Source organism: Bdellovibrionota bacterium (assembly GCA_035292885.1).
GTDB lineage: Bacteria > Bdellovibrionota_G > JALEGL01 > JALEGL01 > DATDPG01 > DATDPG01.
This window is the reverse complement of sequence record DATDPG010000173.1, coordinates 1-17550: the sequence shown is the minus strand read 5'-3', so window position 1 is coordinate 17550 and position 17550 is coordinate 1. Positions and strand designations below refer to the sequence as shown.

Here is a 17550-nt window from a genome sequence, read left to right as displayed (position 1 = left end):
GGCTTCGGCCTTTATGACCGGTATCAAAATTTAGAACTGCCCTCGACGAGATATCTCTTAATTAATAATGTAAGTGAGGTACGTTGGCAACGTGCCAATGAAATCGGAGCTCCGGAATGTATAAAGACCAAAAAGTTTCCGTCGTCGTACCTGCGTATAACGAAGAAAGCCAAATTGCACGTGTCATTGAGACGATGCCGTTATTCATAGACAAAATCGTTATCGTCAACGACTGCAGTCGGGACCGTACTTCCGAAGTCGTTCGATCCCATCCGGGTTATAAGAGTGGGCGAATACAGTTATTGGAACACTCTGAGAACCAGGGCGTGGGCGGTGCCATCGCCACGGGATACAAATGGAGCAGGGACAACGAGTACGATGTCGCTGTAGTTATGGCCGGAGACGCTCAAATGGATCCGGAAGATCTGCCCGCATTGCTCGATCCGATAGTGGAGGATGTGGTCGATTATTCCAAGGGCAATCGCTTAGTAACCGGCGAAGCGTTTTTCAAAATCCCCAAGGTACGATTCTTTGGTAATTCTGCACTTTCATTGCTCACCAAGATCGCCTCTGGATATTGGAGCGTGGCCGACTCACAGACAGGCTATGCCGCGATCAATGCGCGTGCGTTGCGCGCGATCGATTGGGACAACATGTATAGACGTTACGGCCAGCCAAACGATTTGTTGGTCCGTCTAAATGTGGTGAATATGCGGGTTGCCGATGTACCTATCGAACCCGTCTATGACATCGGCGAGAAATCCAACATCAAAGTCCACAAAGTCCTTTTCACTATTGGTTGGTTACTGGTGCGACTTTTCTTCTGGCGCTTGAAAGAGAAATATATCATTCGCAATTTTCATCCGCTGATTTTCTTTTATGCCTTTGGATTCTTTAATTTGCTCATCAGTGCTGTCTTTTTTGCTCGCCTCGTTTTGCTATGGACCCATACGGGCCACGTCCCGGAAATCACGCTCATGGGCTGGCTTTTTTCCTTCGCTATCGGGTTCAATTCGTTGTTTTTTGCCATGTGGTTTGATTACGAAACGAATCGTGACATTAATCCTCCTTTGACACACAGGGAGGTCCGTCGACGCCGCTGACAAATGAATTTTCTTAAACACAAGCTAAGCCAGGACATCGTTTGGTCCATGGGTAGCCTTGGCGTGCTCGCTGTCTGCGGAATCATCATCAATGTGCTGATCGCCGGATTACGCGACGCCACAGTCTTGGGGGTTTTTAACCAGGCCTACGCAATCTACATCACGGCCTCGCAAATCGCAGTTTTCGGCCTCCATTACTCGGTCATGCGCCACACAGCGCTTCATAGTGGGGATCGAACCGAACTTGATCGCCTTCTGATAAATGCTGCCTTTTTTGCGCTGTTGTTGGGCATTTGCATGGCCCTTACGATGTTCTCGATTGCGCCACTCATAGGAGAAACACTCGAGAGTCCGGCAACAACAAAGGCTCTGGCCAAGGCGGCGGTAGGACTTGTTCTCTTTCCTCTCAATAAAGTTCTCTTGGCATTTCTCAATGGTTTACGCCACATGAAGGCTTTTGCGATACTTCAGTCCCTTCGCTATATCATATTGACGCTTTGGATCGGGGTGATTGCGGCGTCCAATTATCCCTTTGAACGTGCGATGTTCGGGTTCCTTATTTGTGAATTGTTCATGTTTATTGGAGTCATTGTCTACCTGATGACGCAAGGATTGGTGCCCTCACTCGAATTTGATTCAAAGTGGACGAAGCTGCATTTTAGCTTTGGTGCGAAAAGCTTGCTGGCGGGAATGTTCGTAGAACTGAACTCCCGCATCGATGTGATAATGATAGGTTTGTTCCTGCCGGACCGCTCCGTAGGGATCTATAGCTTTGCTGCGATGATGGGGGATGGCATGTATCAGGTGTTAGGAGTGTTACGAACAACGTTTAATCCCGTACTTGTTTCCGATTTACGAACCGGCAATTGGATCGGCCTTCAACAGCTACTAAGTCGCGCGAAAAAATACACATTTCCTTGTGCAATAGCTTTGGCCACCGGGTTGACAATCGCGTTTTGGCTGTTAGGCGCGTATATCATGCCGATGAAGGGCCTTGAGGAAGGGCTGATTTCCTTGGTAATCCTGCTAAGTAGCCTAACGCTGGTGTCGGGGTTAGTCCCGTTCGACAACTTGATGCTTGTGAGCGGGCGTCCGGGACTGCAGACCCTACAAAATCTCATCGTCGTATGTACGAATTTCGGCTTGAATGCCGCGTTGATCCCATTACTGGGAATTGAGGGGGCTGCGCTCGCCACGGCTATGAGCTATGTTGTGGGTATAGCAACGATTGTATTTCTCGTACACCGTTTACTAGCTTGGAACCTATTGACAAATACGGCTTGGAGGTAAGTCATGTGCGGTATTTTCGGTGTATTCCTAAGGCCTGACGCCAGTATTTCGCACCGGGAAGTGGCAGCAACCTTAGCGGGCCTTTACCATTATTCGGAAAGCCGTGGTAAGGAGTCGGCGGGATTGCATGTTTATCTTCCATCCCAGAGCCAAGCCTGGACACTCAAGGTTGCTCAACGCGCCTCGGATCTTTTGAAATCGCGAGAATACCGCAAGTTGACCGACGGACCCGTGCGAATAGCCTTTTCTGGACAAGAAGGCCGTCCGTCGGTTCCTTTAGCGATGTTGGGGCATTCCCGCCTTGTGACGAACGGAACTTCGGAGCTCAACGAAAATAACCAACCTGTTCGCTGGGGGGGCGTCACCATGATTCACAACGGTATCGTGGTCAATGTGGACGAGCTTTGGGCTGCCGCACCCCATCTCCAACGCCATGCACAGGTGGACACCGAGGTTATGGCAGCCCTAGCTGCCGACGCCCTTACGCTGTCCGACCCAGCGGAAGCTACGGTTCAAGTCTTTTCCAGGATTCGCGGCGCAGCGTCTGTGGCATGGACACACGAGAGGGGTATCTGGATTGTACTAGCGACCAATACCGGCGACTTATATCGATACACTGACACCGATGCCGGTTTTACGATATTTGCCTCCGAGAGGTACATCCTGGATCACGCGTTAAAAAGCCTTAATGGCGCCGTCAATGGGTCGCCGAATAACATCGAGTGGCTCCGCCCTGGCAAGGGTGTACTTTTGACACTGGATGCGATGCGGGCGTTCCCGTTTGAACTTCGGGGTTCTAACGCATGCCCGCTCCCGGTTTTCCCATCGCCTTCGGAAACGCCGACCGTGCAACATGATGTGGAAATCTCGCCTTCGCGCTGCCCTGCCGTGATTATGCGACAGGTGGATGAAGGCCTATTAAGGTATGGGGAGGCGAAGGTTGCCGCTCTGCACCGATGTACCCGATGCATCTTGCCTAAAACATTTCCTTTCATCTCTTTTGACGAACAAGGCGTCTGCAATTATTGCCAAAATTATCGCCCTCGTTACCAGGGTGTTGATCCAACCGCCGCGCAGGAAAAATTTATTGATTCCTTAAAAAGTTACAGGAATTCGAAAGGAGTTCCTGACGTTCTAGTAGCATTCAGTGGCGGCCGCGACAGCAGTTACGGCCTGCATCTTATCAAGAAGGAGTTCGGCCTTACACCGGTCACCTTTACGTATGACTGGGGGATGGTGACTGATCTAGCTCGTCGAAATATAGCCAGGATTTGCGGTCAGCTCGGAATACAAAACATCCTTGTGTCTGCGGACATTAAACGAAAGCGGGATAATATTCGAAAAAACGTCACGGCATGGTTACGTCGGCCGGAACTTGGGCTGGTACCCCTATTCATGGCTGGGGATAAGCACTTTTTCAGCGTAACAAATCAACTCAAGCGTCAGACAGGGATCAAATTAGATCTTTGGTGTGCCAATCCTTTAGAAAATACCGATTTCAAGTCCGGTTTTTGTGGCGTGCCGCCAGATTTCGGCAAGAAGCGTTTGGACTATCTCTCGTTTGGTCGAAAACTGCGGATGAGTGCTTATTACGCTTATCATTGTCTGGCGAATCCAGGGTACTTCAACAAATCGATTCCCGATACGGTCAGAGCTTTTTTCTCCTATTACGTTGAGCCGAGGCGAGACTTCCATTTTATATACGATCATCTCGTCTGGGACGAGCGCGAAGTGAATGATGTGCTCCTGACAAAATACAACTGGGAATTGGCTCCGGACACTTCTAGTACTTGGCGTATCGGGGATGGCACCGCCCCATTCTATAATTATATTTATCTGACGGCGCGGGGTTTTTCCGAATTCGATACTTTTCGCAGCAATCAGATTCGCGAAGGAATGATTGGCCGCGAGGAAGCGCTTCAGGCGGTCATTGTCGAGAACAGACCCAGACTTCAGTCTTTACTTTGGTACTTGGAAACCATCGGCCTGGATTTTAATGACGTCATCCGCAGAATCAACGAGCTAGATACCTTCGAACTACATAGAGGCTAAAAAGAGCCTTGAGCTGATTTTCGATGATTGAAACTTCCTTCGCCGCATGGGCTCTGATCCTCGGCACAGCCTCTGTCGCTACGTTAACGGGGCTCATGCTGGCGAGATCGTTGACCTGGTCATCTACCGCTCGCGCAGGCGCCATTCCGCTGGCTTTTGGCGTTGCGGTTGCGCCGTTTCTTTTGGGTATGTCGACGGTACTCCTGTTGTACATATTTCCTGGCGCTCGGCATATAACACACCTTCTGGGCGCGCTTACGTTGCTGTTCATCTTGAGCCTCGTACTTCTTTTAATCTGCCCTGATCGTGTTGCGAAAGAGAAGCCAGAAAAGATGAATAGATTCTCGCCCGAGAAATGGGACTGGCTCTTTGGAGCTCTCCTTGCAGCCTGGATAATCGGATTAGCCGCAGACACTCTTTTGACACCACTAACGGAAAATGACTCTTTGGAATATGCAACGGTGGGTCGATTTCTTTTCGAGCAACGCGATCTTTCGGCCTACCCAGCGTTGAATTCGGCTTTGAACAGCTCCGGTTTCTTTGGCCCCTGGACGCATCCTCCGTTGTACGTGTCCATGATCTATCTTATGAACGTAATACAAGGACACGCCGACGTACCCGGTATGATGCGCTTGATCGCTCCCTGGTTTGCTTTGTCGTCAGCCACTCTGATCTTTACTATTGGACGCCTGAGCAGCCTTACAGTTGGAACGATAGCGTCTCTAATATTTCTCTCTACACCAACGTTTTATTTGGGAGCGAGCGGCGGCGCAATTGACGCACTTCCGATTTCGGCAATGACTCTCCTCTATTGCGTCATCATTTCTCTGGACGGGGGCATCTTCCGACGAAGCCTCGTACAGGGCCTCATTCTGGGACTAGCGCTATGGACACACTCGCAGGCGCTGCTTTACGTCCCCCTAGCAGTTATCGCGATAGCGCTATCTAATGGCTGGCAAAAGAAGGGGGAATCTCTCAAACAGGTTACGGTTATGCTCAGCGTTGCGGGGTTGATTGCCGCTTGGCCTTACGGGCGCAACTTGAAACTCTTTGGAACTTTTATCAGTGACACTCCCGCCGTTTTTGCGTTGAAAGGACTCGGATGGACTGAATATTTTTTGATGGCGCGCGGCCTCGACTCCTCGTTGGACATGATCACTTACGGCATGTTCAAGGGATGGTTCCAACCTGCAGCATTCTCCTTTTCGTTTTGGGTCATGACATTGGGTCTGTTGACGTATCTGGTCCAACTTCAGCGTCAAGACGGTTGGTGGGCATGGAAGCGAAGTGATTTGATTAGCATACCTGAGCCCTGGAAACTTCCGGGCCTAGGCATAATTTCGTGCTATTTGTTAGGTGTAGCCACATCGATGCTTTTGGGCATCGACCTCATGATTCGCAACGAGCGGTATTGGCTCATTCTGATTCCCTCCGTTGCTTTATTCGGCGCCAGTTGGCTGTATGAAACTGGAGTTCGAAAAAAAGTGACGTTGGTTCTTGCGGTCGCCTTTCTTGCACTTTCTGGCCAGTTCCTTTTCGTCGGCACACATAAATGGAGAAAACTAGGTCTCGGCTTTCGCGATGTTTTAAGAACTCAAGGGGAAAAATTGAAGAAGTGGCCGGAATACGGTGCCGTTGAATACTTGCGTGACAACTCGCGAGCAGAAGACATGGTGCTCTCGTTAAAACCAGCGGTCATGTATTACACACACCGCCGCATGATTAGTTACTTGGACCCGCGACTTCTCCCTTTTTATCGCGAACAGGATACCAACAAAGCGATCAAGGAGTTGCGTGGGCTCGGAATAAGGTATTTCCAGATTCCGAACTACTCACTTCCGTGCATTTATAATTCTGAATTGCAGGAAATACTGGCGCGGGAAGACCTCACCACTCTCGCGTTCTCGGAACACGGAAACCAGATTTATGAGATGCGCAACCCAACGCCAGGGATACCACTTGGATCTGTGAATCAGGCGAGCGTGACATTCTTCAAGAGCGAGATCGGTGCCGATGACATCCAGATCTCACCCGTTGGATCTCCATTGTTTCAGCGCGAGCTTTGGACCTATCTAACCTCATTCGGGAATGCTCCTGTCAGTGTGCCAAAGGGTAATCTCACGCAAACAATTGGAGGGAAAGAATATCGTTTAGTTCTCTCTTTAGATGGCGAAGCATTTGTACGGATTCGCCTATGGTACTATGACGGCATCGGACACCTTCTTGAGCAGAATCTCATTGGCGAAATGGCCATAAGTAAGACAACAGGAAGCAGTAAATTTGTACGGCGATTCAAAACCAGAAGTGAGACAACAGGGGTTGGCGTAACTATCGAATACCGAGGTAGTACTAGAATTCGGATCGATCACGCTGAGATCGATTCATTGGATTCCTGAATCACATGACCATTCGGACGCGCTGTACTCTATTAAGCATAGTCGGCGTTTTAGCTCATCTAGGTTGTCAGGCACAACCCGTACAGTGGCCCATTCATGAATATAGAAATATCCCCTTTACGAATTTCAATACGACGAATCACAAACTCGAACTTGAATTCTTGGCGGACAAACTTGGATCGAGATTCCGAATTGATGGAGCTACTCTCGTCGAATTCCCAGAAAACATGTTGCCCCTTAAAGCGCTGGAGACCTCTTCCCATCGTTTATTGGTCATATGCAAGAGCCTATTTTCCGGGGAACTGACCTTCTTTGGAGTTGAAACGAATGGATCGAGCTTCGCCAAGATTAGATTCCCTTCAAAATTAACTTACAGTTTGTTCAAGGAAGCTACGATCCACAAGAAAGAACTGCTAATTATATTGTATGATGTCCAAGCGTTGGAAAATAAGTTGTATCGATGGGAAATTTCCGATGATGGCGTGCCGATTGTCGACGAAAATTATTATTCCCGCCTCTGGTTCAACGGACGGTACGAAGTCGATGCTAATATCTTTATGGCGGAATTCCAAGGTAGCCTTTATTTTTCTGGAGAAGGTGTTTGTTACGTATATACGAACGACGGCGCCGCAGTACTAACTCGCCATGAACTAGGAGAAAAATTTTCGATCGTTGAAATGATCGAATCACCATTTGGCATTGCCGCCCTGTTTCAAAGTGAAGAGGCTGACACAACTCCCTTTGTGAAGCCAGCCGGCCGTGGATCCTTCAAAATTATTGACCTCCAGACCTTTTCGGAGGTTGGCCTCGAAGACCTGCCAAAGCTGCCGTACAGTTTGAGATACGAAAACGGGTGGAAGGTGTCCGGCGTGAACGAAAACGGCGACTTCACAGCCATGTTGGAGTTTGATCTCAGGCATAGAAGCTCCTCCAGTATGTATGACTTGGGAGGTAATAACTTCGAAGGGCGAGTCGCTTGGGCCCAAGTGTATTATTTGAATGGCCTTCTTGACGTTGTGAAGAAATGGGACAAACCGGAAGTTGATTTTGACTTCTTGGGATCTCTTCGGGAAAAGATGAAATTGCGTTTGGATTTGGAAATGTATCTCCTTGATCGGCTTTTGGACGAAGGGAACCCGGGCTTTTTGAGCCGACGTTATAGTGTCGATCGCGTGCCCGTCATCCATGCAGTCCAAACGGGACGAATTTTGCGCCTTTTTAAACGCTACCTCATTGAGGTAGAAGATGCTCTGCCACTGACAAACTATGAGAAGTTTCTGGAGAGAACTCAGAAACTCGAGGGCCATATAGAAGTACTTTCTCAGGCAATTTCAGGTGACTTGGAGATAACTCCAGGACAATACTATTTGAAATGGCCCAAAGGCTCCGCGTTCTGGTCGGACGGTGTCGCAATTCCGTACAATCATCAGGATGATTGGGCCGGGGGCGTGGCCTATAACACACGGGAGGAGGAAAGAGGTCAGATCTATCTGTTTGCCGCCAAAGACATTATCTCCAATTTCTTGACCAACGAGGGTTTCTATAAATCGCCCCCAAAAATTTACCAGTGGCGATACTGGTGGGGAAAAGCTTGGACAGGATGGACAAGTAGTGAAGGAGTTTCCGTAAATACCCCGGACTACCCGGGTGCCCGTTACATGGCTCATATTTCTTACAGAACAATCGACGTCATGGCGACTTTGGCAGTTGGAAGGATATATCCTGAAATACTCCCTAAGGACTTTCTCCTTTATGCTAAGAAGGCGGTGGAACAAAATGGGATTTATCCATTTGCGATGGAAGAGTTGACGAAAGAAAATATTTTCCCCGAAGTTCCCGCCGATTTGGCGGCGCTTTATGCGAGGGTCAAGAGTCCATGGGAGTTGCAGAACGCCGTGTGGTCGATATTGTCGCTAAAACATTAGTAGATGTGTCAGGTGGCGACGCCGGTATGAACAGGGTAATTGGGCAAGGTGGGACCATCATTGGCGCGCTTCAGATACAACACAAGTAATCTTCCGCAATGTTGAGCTCAAGTAAACTCGCGATCTACCTGACCGCATTTTACCTTGTTGTCGCGATAATTCCCGGATTGACGGCGGAATTCGAGACGGTGCCACCCAACGTTGTTCATTCCGCAGTGGCGAGTTGCACCCTCTTCCTGATGGGATTCCTCATAACTTCCGCCATTGTGCCTATTAGACAAATCTTCTCGTCAATCCCAAAACGGGCCTCGATGTCAAAAGGACTGAAGATTCTGATCGCGCTCCTCTTTATTTCCACGGTTTATATATTTCTGGCGGGTCCGATTCCGCCAATTCTAGGAGTTGCCACTTCTGACGATCCTATGATCGCCCTCCAGCTCAGGGAGGATTTTCTCAAACTGAATGAGGACCAAGTTTTCGTACGAATCTACTGTGACGCGCGCGATGTATTGGCCCCGATCGTATTTATTATGGCGCTCGGACTGTGGCGCGCGCAGAAGGTTTTGATTGGGCGAAAGTGGATATTGACCGGATTAGCGCTCTCATTGTCCATGGCATTATGGTCGTCCCAGAAGGCTACTCTCATAAATTATCTGATTGCCGCGCTAATTATTTTACCGTCAGGCGGGCGCCACTTGTTGAAATACGCAGTACGTGCCCTCCCGTTCGTGTTAGGCCTAATCTTAGTTATTTTTGCGGTGACGAGCGCGAAACTCGCTGCTCTAGGCATTAGCCAAGTTTTTTCTATTTTTGAACTAATATGGGAAGGGGTCGTTTACCGATTGTTCGTCGGTCCGATGGAGGTTGCAGCGGCATACATTGACGCAGTGGATAACCTTCGGCTCATCGGCCCGTTCACTGTGATCAGGCCTCTTTTGGGTCCGCTGTTTCCGAGTATGCCGTCGGTGGAGAGTCTGATCGCTGGGGAATATTTCTATCGAGAAGGCCTAGAATCTGGGAGCGCGAACGCCCTTGCTTTCGCGTACGCCTATGTCATTGGAGGATATCTGGCAAGCTTCCTTGGCGGCGTTGTGGTAGCGGCATGTTTGAAAATCGCTGTCAGGATTGTCCGAACGTGCCATTCCGCACTGGCTGTGATCGCTTTTGAGGCTTACCTCGCATATACGATGACAGACCTTATAAACGGAAATTTCATTCTCTATTTATCAAAAATGTTCACAGCTACCCTTGTTGCGTGGACCATCGGGGAAATGTTGCGTGCATCTTGGCGCTTCGGTTTGACTCGAACCAAGCCCTATCTTCTCCCCATTCCGAGGCAGTCTGCGTGAGGTACGGAAAGATTGTTACGATTTCACTCTATGATACTTGCTCTCAAGGAACATAAAAGACCAGATGAATTCTCGACGCAGCCTTAGTGGAGCACGAGAGGGAGTATTCCTAGGGTTTGCTGCGACCGCAACAGCCGCTTGCTCGTTGCCCACACAAATATTATTTGAACGCAGCTTAGGCGTACAAGGTTTTGCGCAATGGTCCTATCTAAACTCGATCTGTTCAATTTTGATCGGGGTCGCCTGTCTTGGCGCGAGCAACTTAATCCTTTCTGAGTTTTTCCGTGGGCGGTTGGAGACAAAAACAGGACTTGTACGCTTGATGGCTTACTTTGGACTAAGTTCGTTTCTAGCTTTCTTCGGTTTTTTCGGGCTCTACGCTTGGATTTTACTGACGGAGAAGCCGCTTTTCACAGGCATGCCTCTTGAATTAGTCGTCTTTTTGGCGCAGATCCCCATTGTCCTGATTTACCCCGTTTTTCAAATTCGGGGATGGATCGCGCAGGTTGCTCTATGGCCTCTCCTTCAAAACCTAGCCCGCCTGCTTGTTGCAATAACCGCTGCCGTTGCCGCTTTAGGCTACACTTCTGCCGTCGCCCTATGGACCATTGCGAGCCTTCTTTTGGCTGGTTGGGCTATAAGAATGGCCTGGCGTCCGATTTATAGCCGAGTAAACAGCCTGGCCCAGACAGAGGTCCGGTCCGCCTTACAATACGGAGGCCTATTCGGAGTCGTGCAATCCGGATTGGGGTTTGGTGCTACGGAGGTTCTGGATTCCCTCGATCTCAAGCTCGTAGTGGTGTTGGCGGGTTTCTTTTTCGGCGCGCATGAGATCTCGGCCGCTACGTTGGCCATGCTCCTTGTCTTTGCGGTTTATTTTTTCCCCTACGTCCTAGTTATGCGTTTGCTCCTTCCCATTGTTCATCGCTATTGGGATAACGAGGCACACCTGCTTTTCAAGATGATTGAACGCATTTGTCTTTATGCCGTAGCATTTCTACTTCCGGTTAGCATAGCGATGTATTTTTTTGGGCATTCAGCTTTGGCGCTCTTAGTGAAGGGCGATTACTCCTCACAGGAGGGGGTCTTCAAAGCTGTTGCGACAGTCATTATCCCCCTATGCCTTTCCACCGTTGGAGCTGCTCCATTTATGTCCAAGCGTGAAAACTTGAGACTTCTCCGATGGCGCCTCGAGTCGCTTGCGCTCTTCATTGTTTTTGTGTTGGCCTTCGTACGTTACCTCAATTTAGCCGCTCTATTTTGGGGCCTCACAGCGAATCGAACCTATTTGTGCATCCGATTCTTTTGGACGCTGGCACAGTTACGTAAGACTAATGCTCTCTCGACGCCGCGGCAGACTTAAAGCAAGAGGCCTTTTTACTTTAGCTAGGTAACAGTTGTTTCACTCAGGTTTCTTAAGTAATTCGAACGTGAACTGCCAAGCAAGTAGTCGTAGGCCAGGAACTCGTAAGACAACGTCATCCAATTGGCCTAGGAGCGAGAGCATCGGTTTAAAGCCCATAAAGTTTCTGAATGGCACGGCCATGATTGATAATAAATGCCAATATCGTACCTCTCCAAAATTGAAAAACTGCCCAGCAAACCGGACATCCCTCATAGACAAAATGTGGTTTTTTTCCCACTCCGTCCGCATACTTGGCGTTAACAACCTGTAGAGCTTGATGATCGGGTTATAAGCCAAAGCTTCAATACACAAAATGCGGCCTCCGGACCCGAGGACCCTTTCCAACTCCGGAAACGCATGCTTTAAATCAAGATGATGGAGCATTCCGCTACACAAGATCACATCCGCACATCCATTGGGCAGGCCGGTGTTTTCGCAGTCACCCTGGACAAAGATGCATCTGTCGGCGACACCCAATTTTTCCGCGGCCTTTCTCGCGTTCCCGACCGAAACGTCACTGATATCAAGACCGATGGCTAGGGCGGAGCCCATGGACGCGGCTTTGATCGCCATTTCACCATTGCCGCAGGCGTAATCGAAAAAAACCTTTCCCGGAATGTGTTTTTGAAACCATTCGTCGATATAACGATGGGACTTTTCGACCACCGAATAATATTTCTTATTGCCATGTAAAAGCTCGTACGTATCTTTCGGAGCCCCAGCAGCAAATGCCAGGTCTCGGTGGAGATTGTGAAACTCAAGCTCCTTCTTTTTGCGCTCCTCGAGCGATTCTAAATTAATAGACCGTTGTTGAACGGCCATGAGCGACTCTCGTAGCTGTCGCAATTCCACTCTAACCTCGCGTTCTCATACTTGCCGTGCTGCTTACCGTGTTGTATCTGCCTTCTCAAGCGTTTTCATGAGGTTTCTCGCGAACTTCTCAGCATTCGATGTAGTAGAAAAATTTCCTTCGAAAGTCGCCTTTGCGCTTACACCCATCTGTCCTCTTTTCTGACTAGATCGCAATAACAAAGAAAGAACAGCACAAAGCTGTTCAACTGAGTCAGCCTGATAGGTAACTCCACAACCATGTTTTGCCAACAGACTCTCCAATTCGCCTCTTATGGACGACACCACCGGCAATCCCGCGGCCATATACTCGAAGGGCTTATTGGGAAGTGACATCGTTTCTGCTTCAGCGGCGTAGGGGGCCAATCCTAAATGGGAAATCGACATCAACGCTGAAATTTGTGGCCCTTTAACCCATCCAGGAAAAAGCACTGATCTGACGTTACTTGCCATTCTGCGATAGTGTTCAAGGCGGCTTCCATCCCCGCACAAAACAAACTGGATCGGATGTTTCTTTTCGAGGACCTTGGCAGCTTGAATCACTGTCTCAAGGTCAAAAAAGTGGCCGATGGTTCCGAAGAAACAGCAGACGAATGACCCCTCGCTCACACCTAACTCGCGCCATTTCCTGATTTCTGTTTCGATTACAGCCGGAGAATACGTTTCCGCCGAATACCCAATAGGAATCACATGGTCGAATTCATTGCGTGGGCGATTTGAAAGAGAAATACCGTAGTTGAGTTGTCGTTCCGATATTCCGAATATGGCGTTTACAGAAGAGCATACAAACCGAGCCTTTCGATAGTAGTCTCGTAGTACGAAGCGGGCCAAGCCGCGGAATGGTCTAGGTGCGAGTCGTGCCAAATCTTCCGGCCACTCATCTCGGATATCGGTAACAATTGGAATATGTCTTTCCAGTGCAAATCGTGTCGCCATCTCTGCAGCCTCTAGCGTCGGGATGGGGCTCACAATGATATCAGGGGAAGATTCTTTCAACGCCTCTGCATAAAAGCGCCGGGCGAAATGCGCCTGGTAACGAAAGCGCTGGAATGAAACACTCCGTCTGTATTTAAGGCCTTTGAGGATCCTCAGGCGAACTCCTTTCCAATTTTCCACACGGTCCCCTTCACAGATGAACCTTTTCGTAGAATGCGAAAAATTCGAAGCCCACCATGTCACGTCGTGCCCCATTTCAGCCAAAAGCGGTGTCAACAAACCATATCGCAACAGTCTAACGTCGCCTTCCAGGGGGAGAGGTTCTCCGATTTCCGTAAACCAGATTTTCATCTAACTGCGATAAAAATGGCGCACTTGCTCACAAACGTAACGTACATCTTGGTCTGACAGAAAATCGTTCATTGGGAGCATTAAACAACGTGTAAACATTTTTTCTGTATTGGGGAGCGAAACCTTGAATCCAAGAGCAGTGAATTGATGCACGGCCTTTCCACCCCACTGGATGAGCGTCCCAACTCTATTGTCATGAAGATGCTTTTTCAGTTCATCCCTTCGTTCCGCTTCAATTTCATAATTCTGAAACACATCGAAATGATCCGGGTGACTTCCCGGAGCTGGGGGTAGAGCCAACTCGCGAACCCCGCCAAGAAGTTCTTGGTACAAGGAAGCGACATGTCGGCGTTTTTCTACGATTTCGGCATATCGCTGGATTTTGAGATTCAGAAATGCAGCCTGCAGATTATCGAGGCGGGCGTTCATCCCCCACATCTTAACTTCCCCTGTTTGGTGTCGACCATGGTCACGGAGAAGGCACATTCGTTCATAGATTGCTCCATCATTCGTAAGGATCGCGCCGGCGTCACCCATGGCCCCCAGGTTCTTGGCGGGATAGAAGCTAATCGCCCCTGCGACACCAAACGTCCCTGCGCACTGTGATTTGAACTTCGAACCGAGACCTTGTGCAGCATCTTCAACTATGGCCAAATTATGCTCTCTGGCAATTGCTTTTAGGCGATCCATATCTGCGGTACGACCGTTCAGCTGGGTGGGCATGATCACTCGCGTTCGTGAAGTAATGGCGCGCTCAACTGAATCTGGATCGATTAGGTGGTCCGAACCGCAGTCCGCGGGGACGGGAACACCGCCCGCAAAGTGAACGGCCGCAGCAGTCGCTACAAAAGTGTGCGAAGCAAATACGACCTCATCACCTGAACCAAGAGGAAGCGCACGCAGAGCAATGATGAGGCCGTCTGTAGCGTTTGAGACCCCGAGAGCATATTTTGCTCCGGTCAATTTCCTAAGACTATCTTCGAAATCATTCACCTCTTGTTGCATGATGAAAGCGCCCTTACCCGCCACTTCTTTAAAGGCTCGGGTCAGTTCAGTTTCGTAGGCTTTGAAAACCTGCGGATATGGAAAAAAGGGAACCGTACGAGTGAGTTGCGCCATCAGTAAATCCTTTCTAGAGCTGGTCGGATGCTAACGGACCTTTACATGAGCTTCAAGCCTGTGTAACCAAATGTCCTTTTCGGAATAGAAAGTTAGGTATGCAAACGGATTATTCTGAAGTTTCTGAAGCGAACGGCCAAGAAGCCACACACGAACAAATCCAAAGGCTTTTCAATCGATATTCGTGGGTGGCGTCCTATTGTCACGATAAGGATATCGTTGAGGTGGCTTGTGGCACCGGTTTTGGGCTTGGGTTGATTCAGAAGACCGCACGAAGCCTCGTTGCCGGAGATATTTCTCCGAAACTTGTTCAAAGAGCGAAGGAAATTTATGGAAACTCCATTCAAATCCAAGTTTTGGACGCCCAGAATCTCCCTTTCGAAAATGCATCAAAGGATATTATCGCTATCTGTGAAGCCATTTATTACATACCATCGATTCCGAAGTTTTTAGGCGAGGCGAAGCGCATATTGCGCAAAGGTGGGTTTCTCCTCATAGTTACCGCGAACAAGGATCTGTACGATTTCAATCCGAGCCAGTTGAGCCTAAGCTATTTGGGTGTTAGGGAGCTGTCACAGGTATTGAATGAGCATGGATTCGAGGCGGAATTTTTCGGTGATTCGCCAGTGAACGAAGCGTCTATTTGGCAGAAGGTACTAAGACCAGCTAAAAAGCTGGCCGTGATGTTCAATCTCATTCCGAAATCAATGGTGGGCAAAAGAGCTTTGAAGCGAATCGTCTTCGGAAAATTAGAAATTCTTCCTCAGCGTTTGGACTCAGTTGAATTCCAAGCTGCCCCCCCCAGTCCGCTGACATCAGAATTACCAGATCGGTCTCATAAGGTGCTTTTTTGTGCAGCCCAAAAATTATAATATTGATAACCATAATATCTCCGAACATTTATGCCTGTTTCAAACACGATAGAACTTGCCAAGCAAATCCGAATCCATGTCGTGAAAATGACGAGCCGTGGCGGGAGCTCACACGTGGGGTCGTGCCTGTCGATGGCCGACATCATTGCGGTTCTCTATGGGAAAATAATGAAGGTTGATTCCAAGAATCCGAAGTGGCCGGACCGAGACAGATTCATTTTGAGCAAGGGACACGCGGGAGCAGGCGTTTATGCGGCACTGGCTGAATCCGGCTTTTTCCCGGTCGAGAAACTTGAATCGCACTGTCAGAATGGTTCCGATTTAAGTGGGCATGTCTCCCACAAGGGAGTTCCAGGGGTTGAGCTTTCGACCGGGTCTCTTGGACATGGCCTGCCCGTGGGCGTGGGAATGGCTTATGCAGCTCAGCTTGATGGAAAATCGCATCGTGTATTCGTACTCCTAAGTGACGGTGAATGTGACGAGGGATCGAATTGGGAGGGAGCCCTTTTTGCGGCCCATCACCGATTGGACAACTTGATCGTAATTATCGATTACAACAAGATTCAAAGTCTCACTTGGGTGAAAGATACAATCGCTCTGGAACCCTTTGCGGACAAATGGAAAACGTTTGGTTGGGAGGTTTTTGAAGTGGACGGGCACAACCATTCTAATATGCATGAGGTTTTGTCTCAATTACCAAAGAGAATTGGACGTCCTACATGCGTAATTGCTCACACAGTGAAGGGAAAAGGAGTCTCCTTCATGGAAAATAAAGTGCTTTGGCATTACCGAACGGCTAAGGGCGATGAACTTGAGGCGGCGTTGACAGAGCTAGAACGGGGCTTGTGAAGGACCAGTTCATAAAAACCTTAACTCATCTGGCTGAATCAAACACTAAGATCATGCTGGTCGTAGGTGATCTAGGTTACGGAATGATCGAATCATTCATTGCGAAATGTCCGAAGCAATACGTGAATGCTGGAGTCGCGGAGCAGGACATGATCGGAATTGCCACGGGACTCGCCCTTGAAGGAAAAATTGTTTTTGCCTATTCAATTGCGAACTTCGCTGTTCTCCGTTGCCTTGAGCAGATTCGAAATGACGCCGCTTACCATGATGCCAACCTCAAGATTGTAGCGATGGGAGGGGGATTCAGTTACGGAGCATTGGGAATGTCCCACCATGCCACTGAAGATCTCGCCATCGTACGTGCGATGCCCAACATCACAATGTTTACTCCGGGAGATGATTGGGAAGTGGTTCAAGCGGTTGAAATGCTCGTTCGCACTCCTGGCACAGGCTACGTTCGATTGGATAAGATGTCGGCGGGTAATACGTCGAAGAAAGACGAACAATTTATCCTGGGCAAAGCGCGAATTTTGACGGAAGGAAACGCACTCACCTTTGTGACGTGTGGTGGAATTTTGAAAGTCGTTTTGGAAGTCGCCGAGGAGCTTCGGAAAAAAGATGACATTCAAGTTCGGGTGATGAGTTGCCCGACGATGAAACCATTCGATCGGGAAGCCATCTTAAATGCCGCTCAAGAGACAGGTGGTATTGTTACTGTGGAAGAACATACGTTGGAGGGTGGCTTGGGGGGGCTGGTCGCCGAAATTCTCATGGACACCCATGTTATCCCTCAAAAGTTTCTACGAATGGGACTCAAGGCTGGGTTTTCATCGATCGTCGGCAGTCAAACATATCTGCAGGAGAAGTATGGCTTGGGTCGAGATTCGATCCGCCAATCGGCCCTAGATTTGATCAGAAGTTAAATAGACCCCAACGTTGCATAAAAAAACGGGTTTTGGAACCGATTTAAGGTTATGCCGCGAGGAGTGGCTTCAGAAATCCGAGGAGTTCCTCTCGCGTTTTTTCGTTTCCGTTCAAAGTTAATGTCAGCGTT

General features: G+C 49.0%; 13 protein-coding genes. 10 read left to right on the top strand and 3 right to left on the bottom strand.

The genetic code is table 11. The features are described 5' to 3' along the window. Positions 1 to 116: 116 nt before the first annotated feature. The 7 genes from VI895_12635 (at position 117) to VI895_12605 (ending at position 11478) form a co-directional block, all read left to right on the top strand. A complete protein-coding gene (locus VI895_12635) occupies positions 117 to 1103 on the top strand; it encodes a glycosyltransferase family 2 protein (GenBank protein HLG20645.1) in 987 nt (328 codons plus the stop codon). A gap of 3 nt (positions 1104 to 1106) precedes the next feature. Continuing rightward, on the top strand, positions 1107 to 2393 hold the full coding sequence (locus VI895_12630; protein HLG20644.1) for an oligosaccharide flippase family protein: 1287 nt from the start codon (positions 1107 to 1109) through the stop codon (positions 2391 to 2393). A 3-nt stretch (positions 2394 to 2396) separates the two neighbouring features. Continuing rightward, the gene (locus VI895_12625; GenBank protein ID HLG20643.1) at positions 2397 to 4445 is read left to right on the top strand and encodes a hypothetical protein; all 2049 of its coding nucleotides are present in this window, start codon (positions 2397 to 2399) and stop codon (positions 4443 to 4445) included. A gap of 23 nt (positions 4446 to 4468) precedes the next feature. After that, a complete protein-coding gene (locus VI895_12620) occupies positions 4469 to 6841 on the top strand; it encodes a hypothetical protein (protein ID HLG20642.1) in 2373 nt (790 codons plus the stop codon). 5 nt (positions 6842 to 6846) lie between these two features. After that, on the top strand, positions 6847 to 8766 hold the full coding sequence (locus tag VI895_12615) for a hypothetical protein (protein ID HLG20641.1): 1920 nt from the start codon (positions 6847 to 6849) through the stop codon (positions 8764 to 8766). A gap of 311 nt (positions 8767 to 9077) precedes the next feature. Then, positions 9078 to 10115, top strand: a complete 1038-nt coding sequence (locus VI895_12610; GenBank protein ID HLG20640.1) for a hypothetical protein — start codon at positions 9078 to 9080, stop codon at positions 10113 to 10115. 64 nt (positions 10116 to 10179) lie between these two features. After that, positions 10180 to 11478: a hypothetical protein gene (locus VI895_12605; GenBank protein HLG20639.1), complete on the top strand. Its 1299-nt coding sequence runs from the start codon at positions 10180 to 10182 to the stop codon at positions 11476 to 11478. Between the two features lie 39 nt (positions 11479 to 11517). Here VI895_12605 and VI895_12600 read toward each other — a convergent pair whose 3' ends face one another. From VI895_12600 to VI895_12590, 3 genes are all read right to left on the bottom strand, one after another. Then, positions 11518 to 12342 carry a class I SAM-dependent methyltransferase gene (locus tag VI895_12600; GenBank protein ID HLG20638.1) on the bottom strand — a complete coding sequence of 275 codons (825 nt, stop codon included), beginning with the start codon at positions 12340 to 12342 and terminating at the stop codon, positions 11518 to 11520. Between the two features lie 63 nt (positions 12343 to 12405). Then, the gene (locus VI895_12595; GenBank protein ID HLG20637.1) at positions 12406 to 13560 is read right to left on the bottom strand and encodes a glycosyltransferase family 4 protein; all 1155 of its coding nucleotides are present in this window, start codon (positions 13558 to 13560) and stop codon (positions 12406 to 12408) included. Positions 13561 to 13656: 96 nt separating this feature from the next. Then, positions 13657 to 14775: a DegT/DnrJ/EryC1/StrS family aminotransferase gene (locus VI895_12590; protein ID HLG20636.1), complete on the bottom strand. Its 1119-nt coding sequence runs from the start codon at positions 14773 to 14775 to the stop codon at positions 13657 to 13659. A 98-nt stretch (positions 14776 to 14873) separates the two neighbouring features. On the opposite strand from VI895_12590, the gene VI895_12585 reads away from it, so the two are divergent. From VI895_12585 to VI895_12575, 3 genes are read left to right on the top strand one after another with little or no spacing between them, the layout of a single operon-like run. Continuing rightward, positions 14874 to 15647, top strand: coding sequence for a class I SAM-dependent methyltransferase (locus VI895_12585; protein ID HLG20635.1), 774 nt, complete (start codon positions 14874 to 14876; stop codon positions 15645 to 15647). Positions 15648 to 15677: 30 nt separating this feature from the next. Next, positions 15678 to 16496 carry a transketolase gene (locus tag VI895_12580; GenBank protein ID HLG20634.1) on the top strand — a complete coding sequence of 273 codons (819 nt, stop codon included), beginning with the start codon at positions 15678 to 15680 and terminating at the stop codon, positions 16494 to 16496. Then, positions 16493 to 17419, top strand: coding sequence for a transketolase C-terminal domain-containing protein (locus VI895_12575; GenBank protein HLG20633.1), 927 nt, complete (start codon positions 16493 to 16495; stop codon positions 17417 to 17419). The genes VI895_12580 and VI895_12575 overlap by 4 nt, the downstream gene beginning before the upstream one ends. Positions 17420 to 17550: the final 131 nt, after the last annotated feature.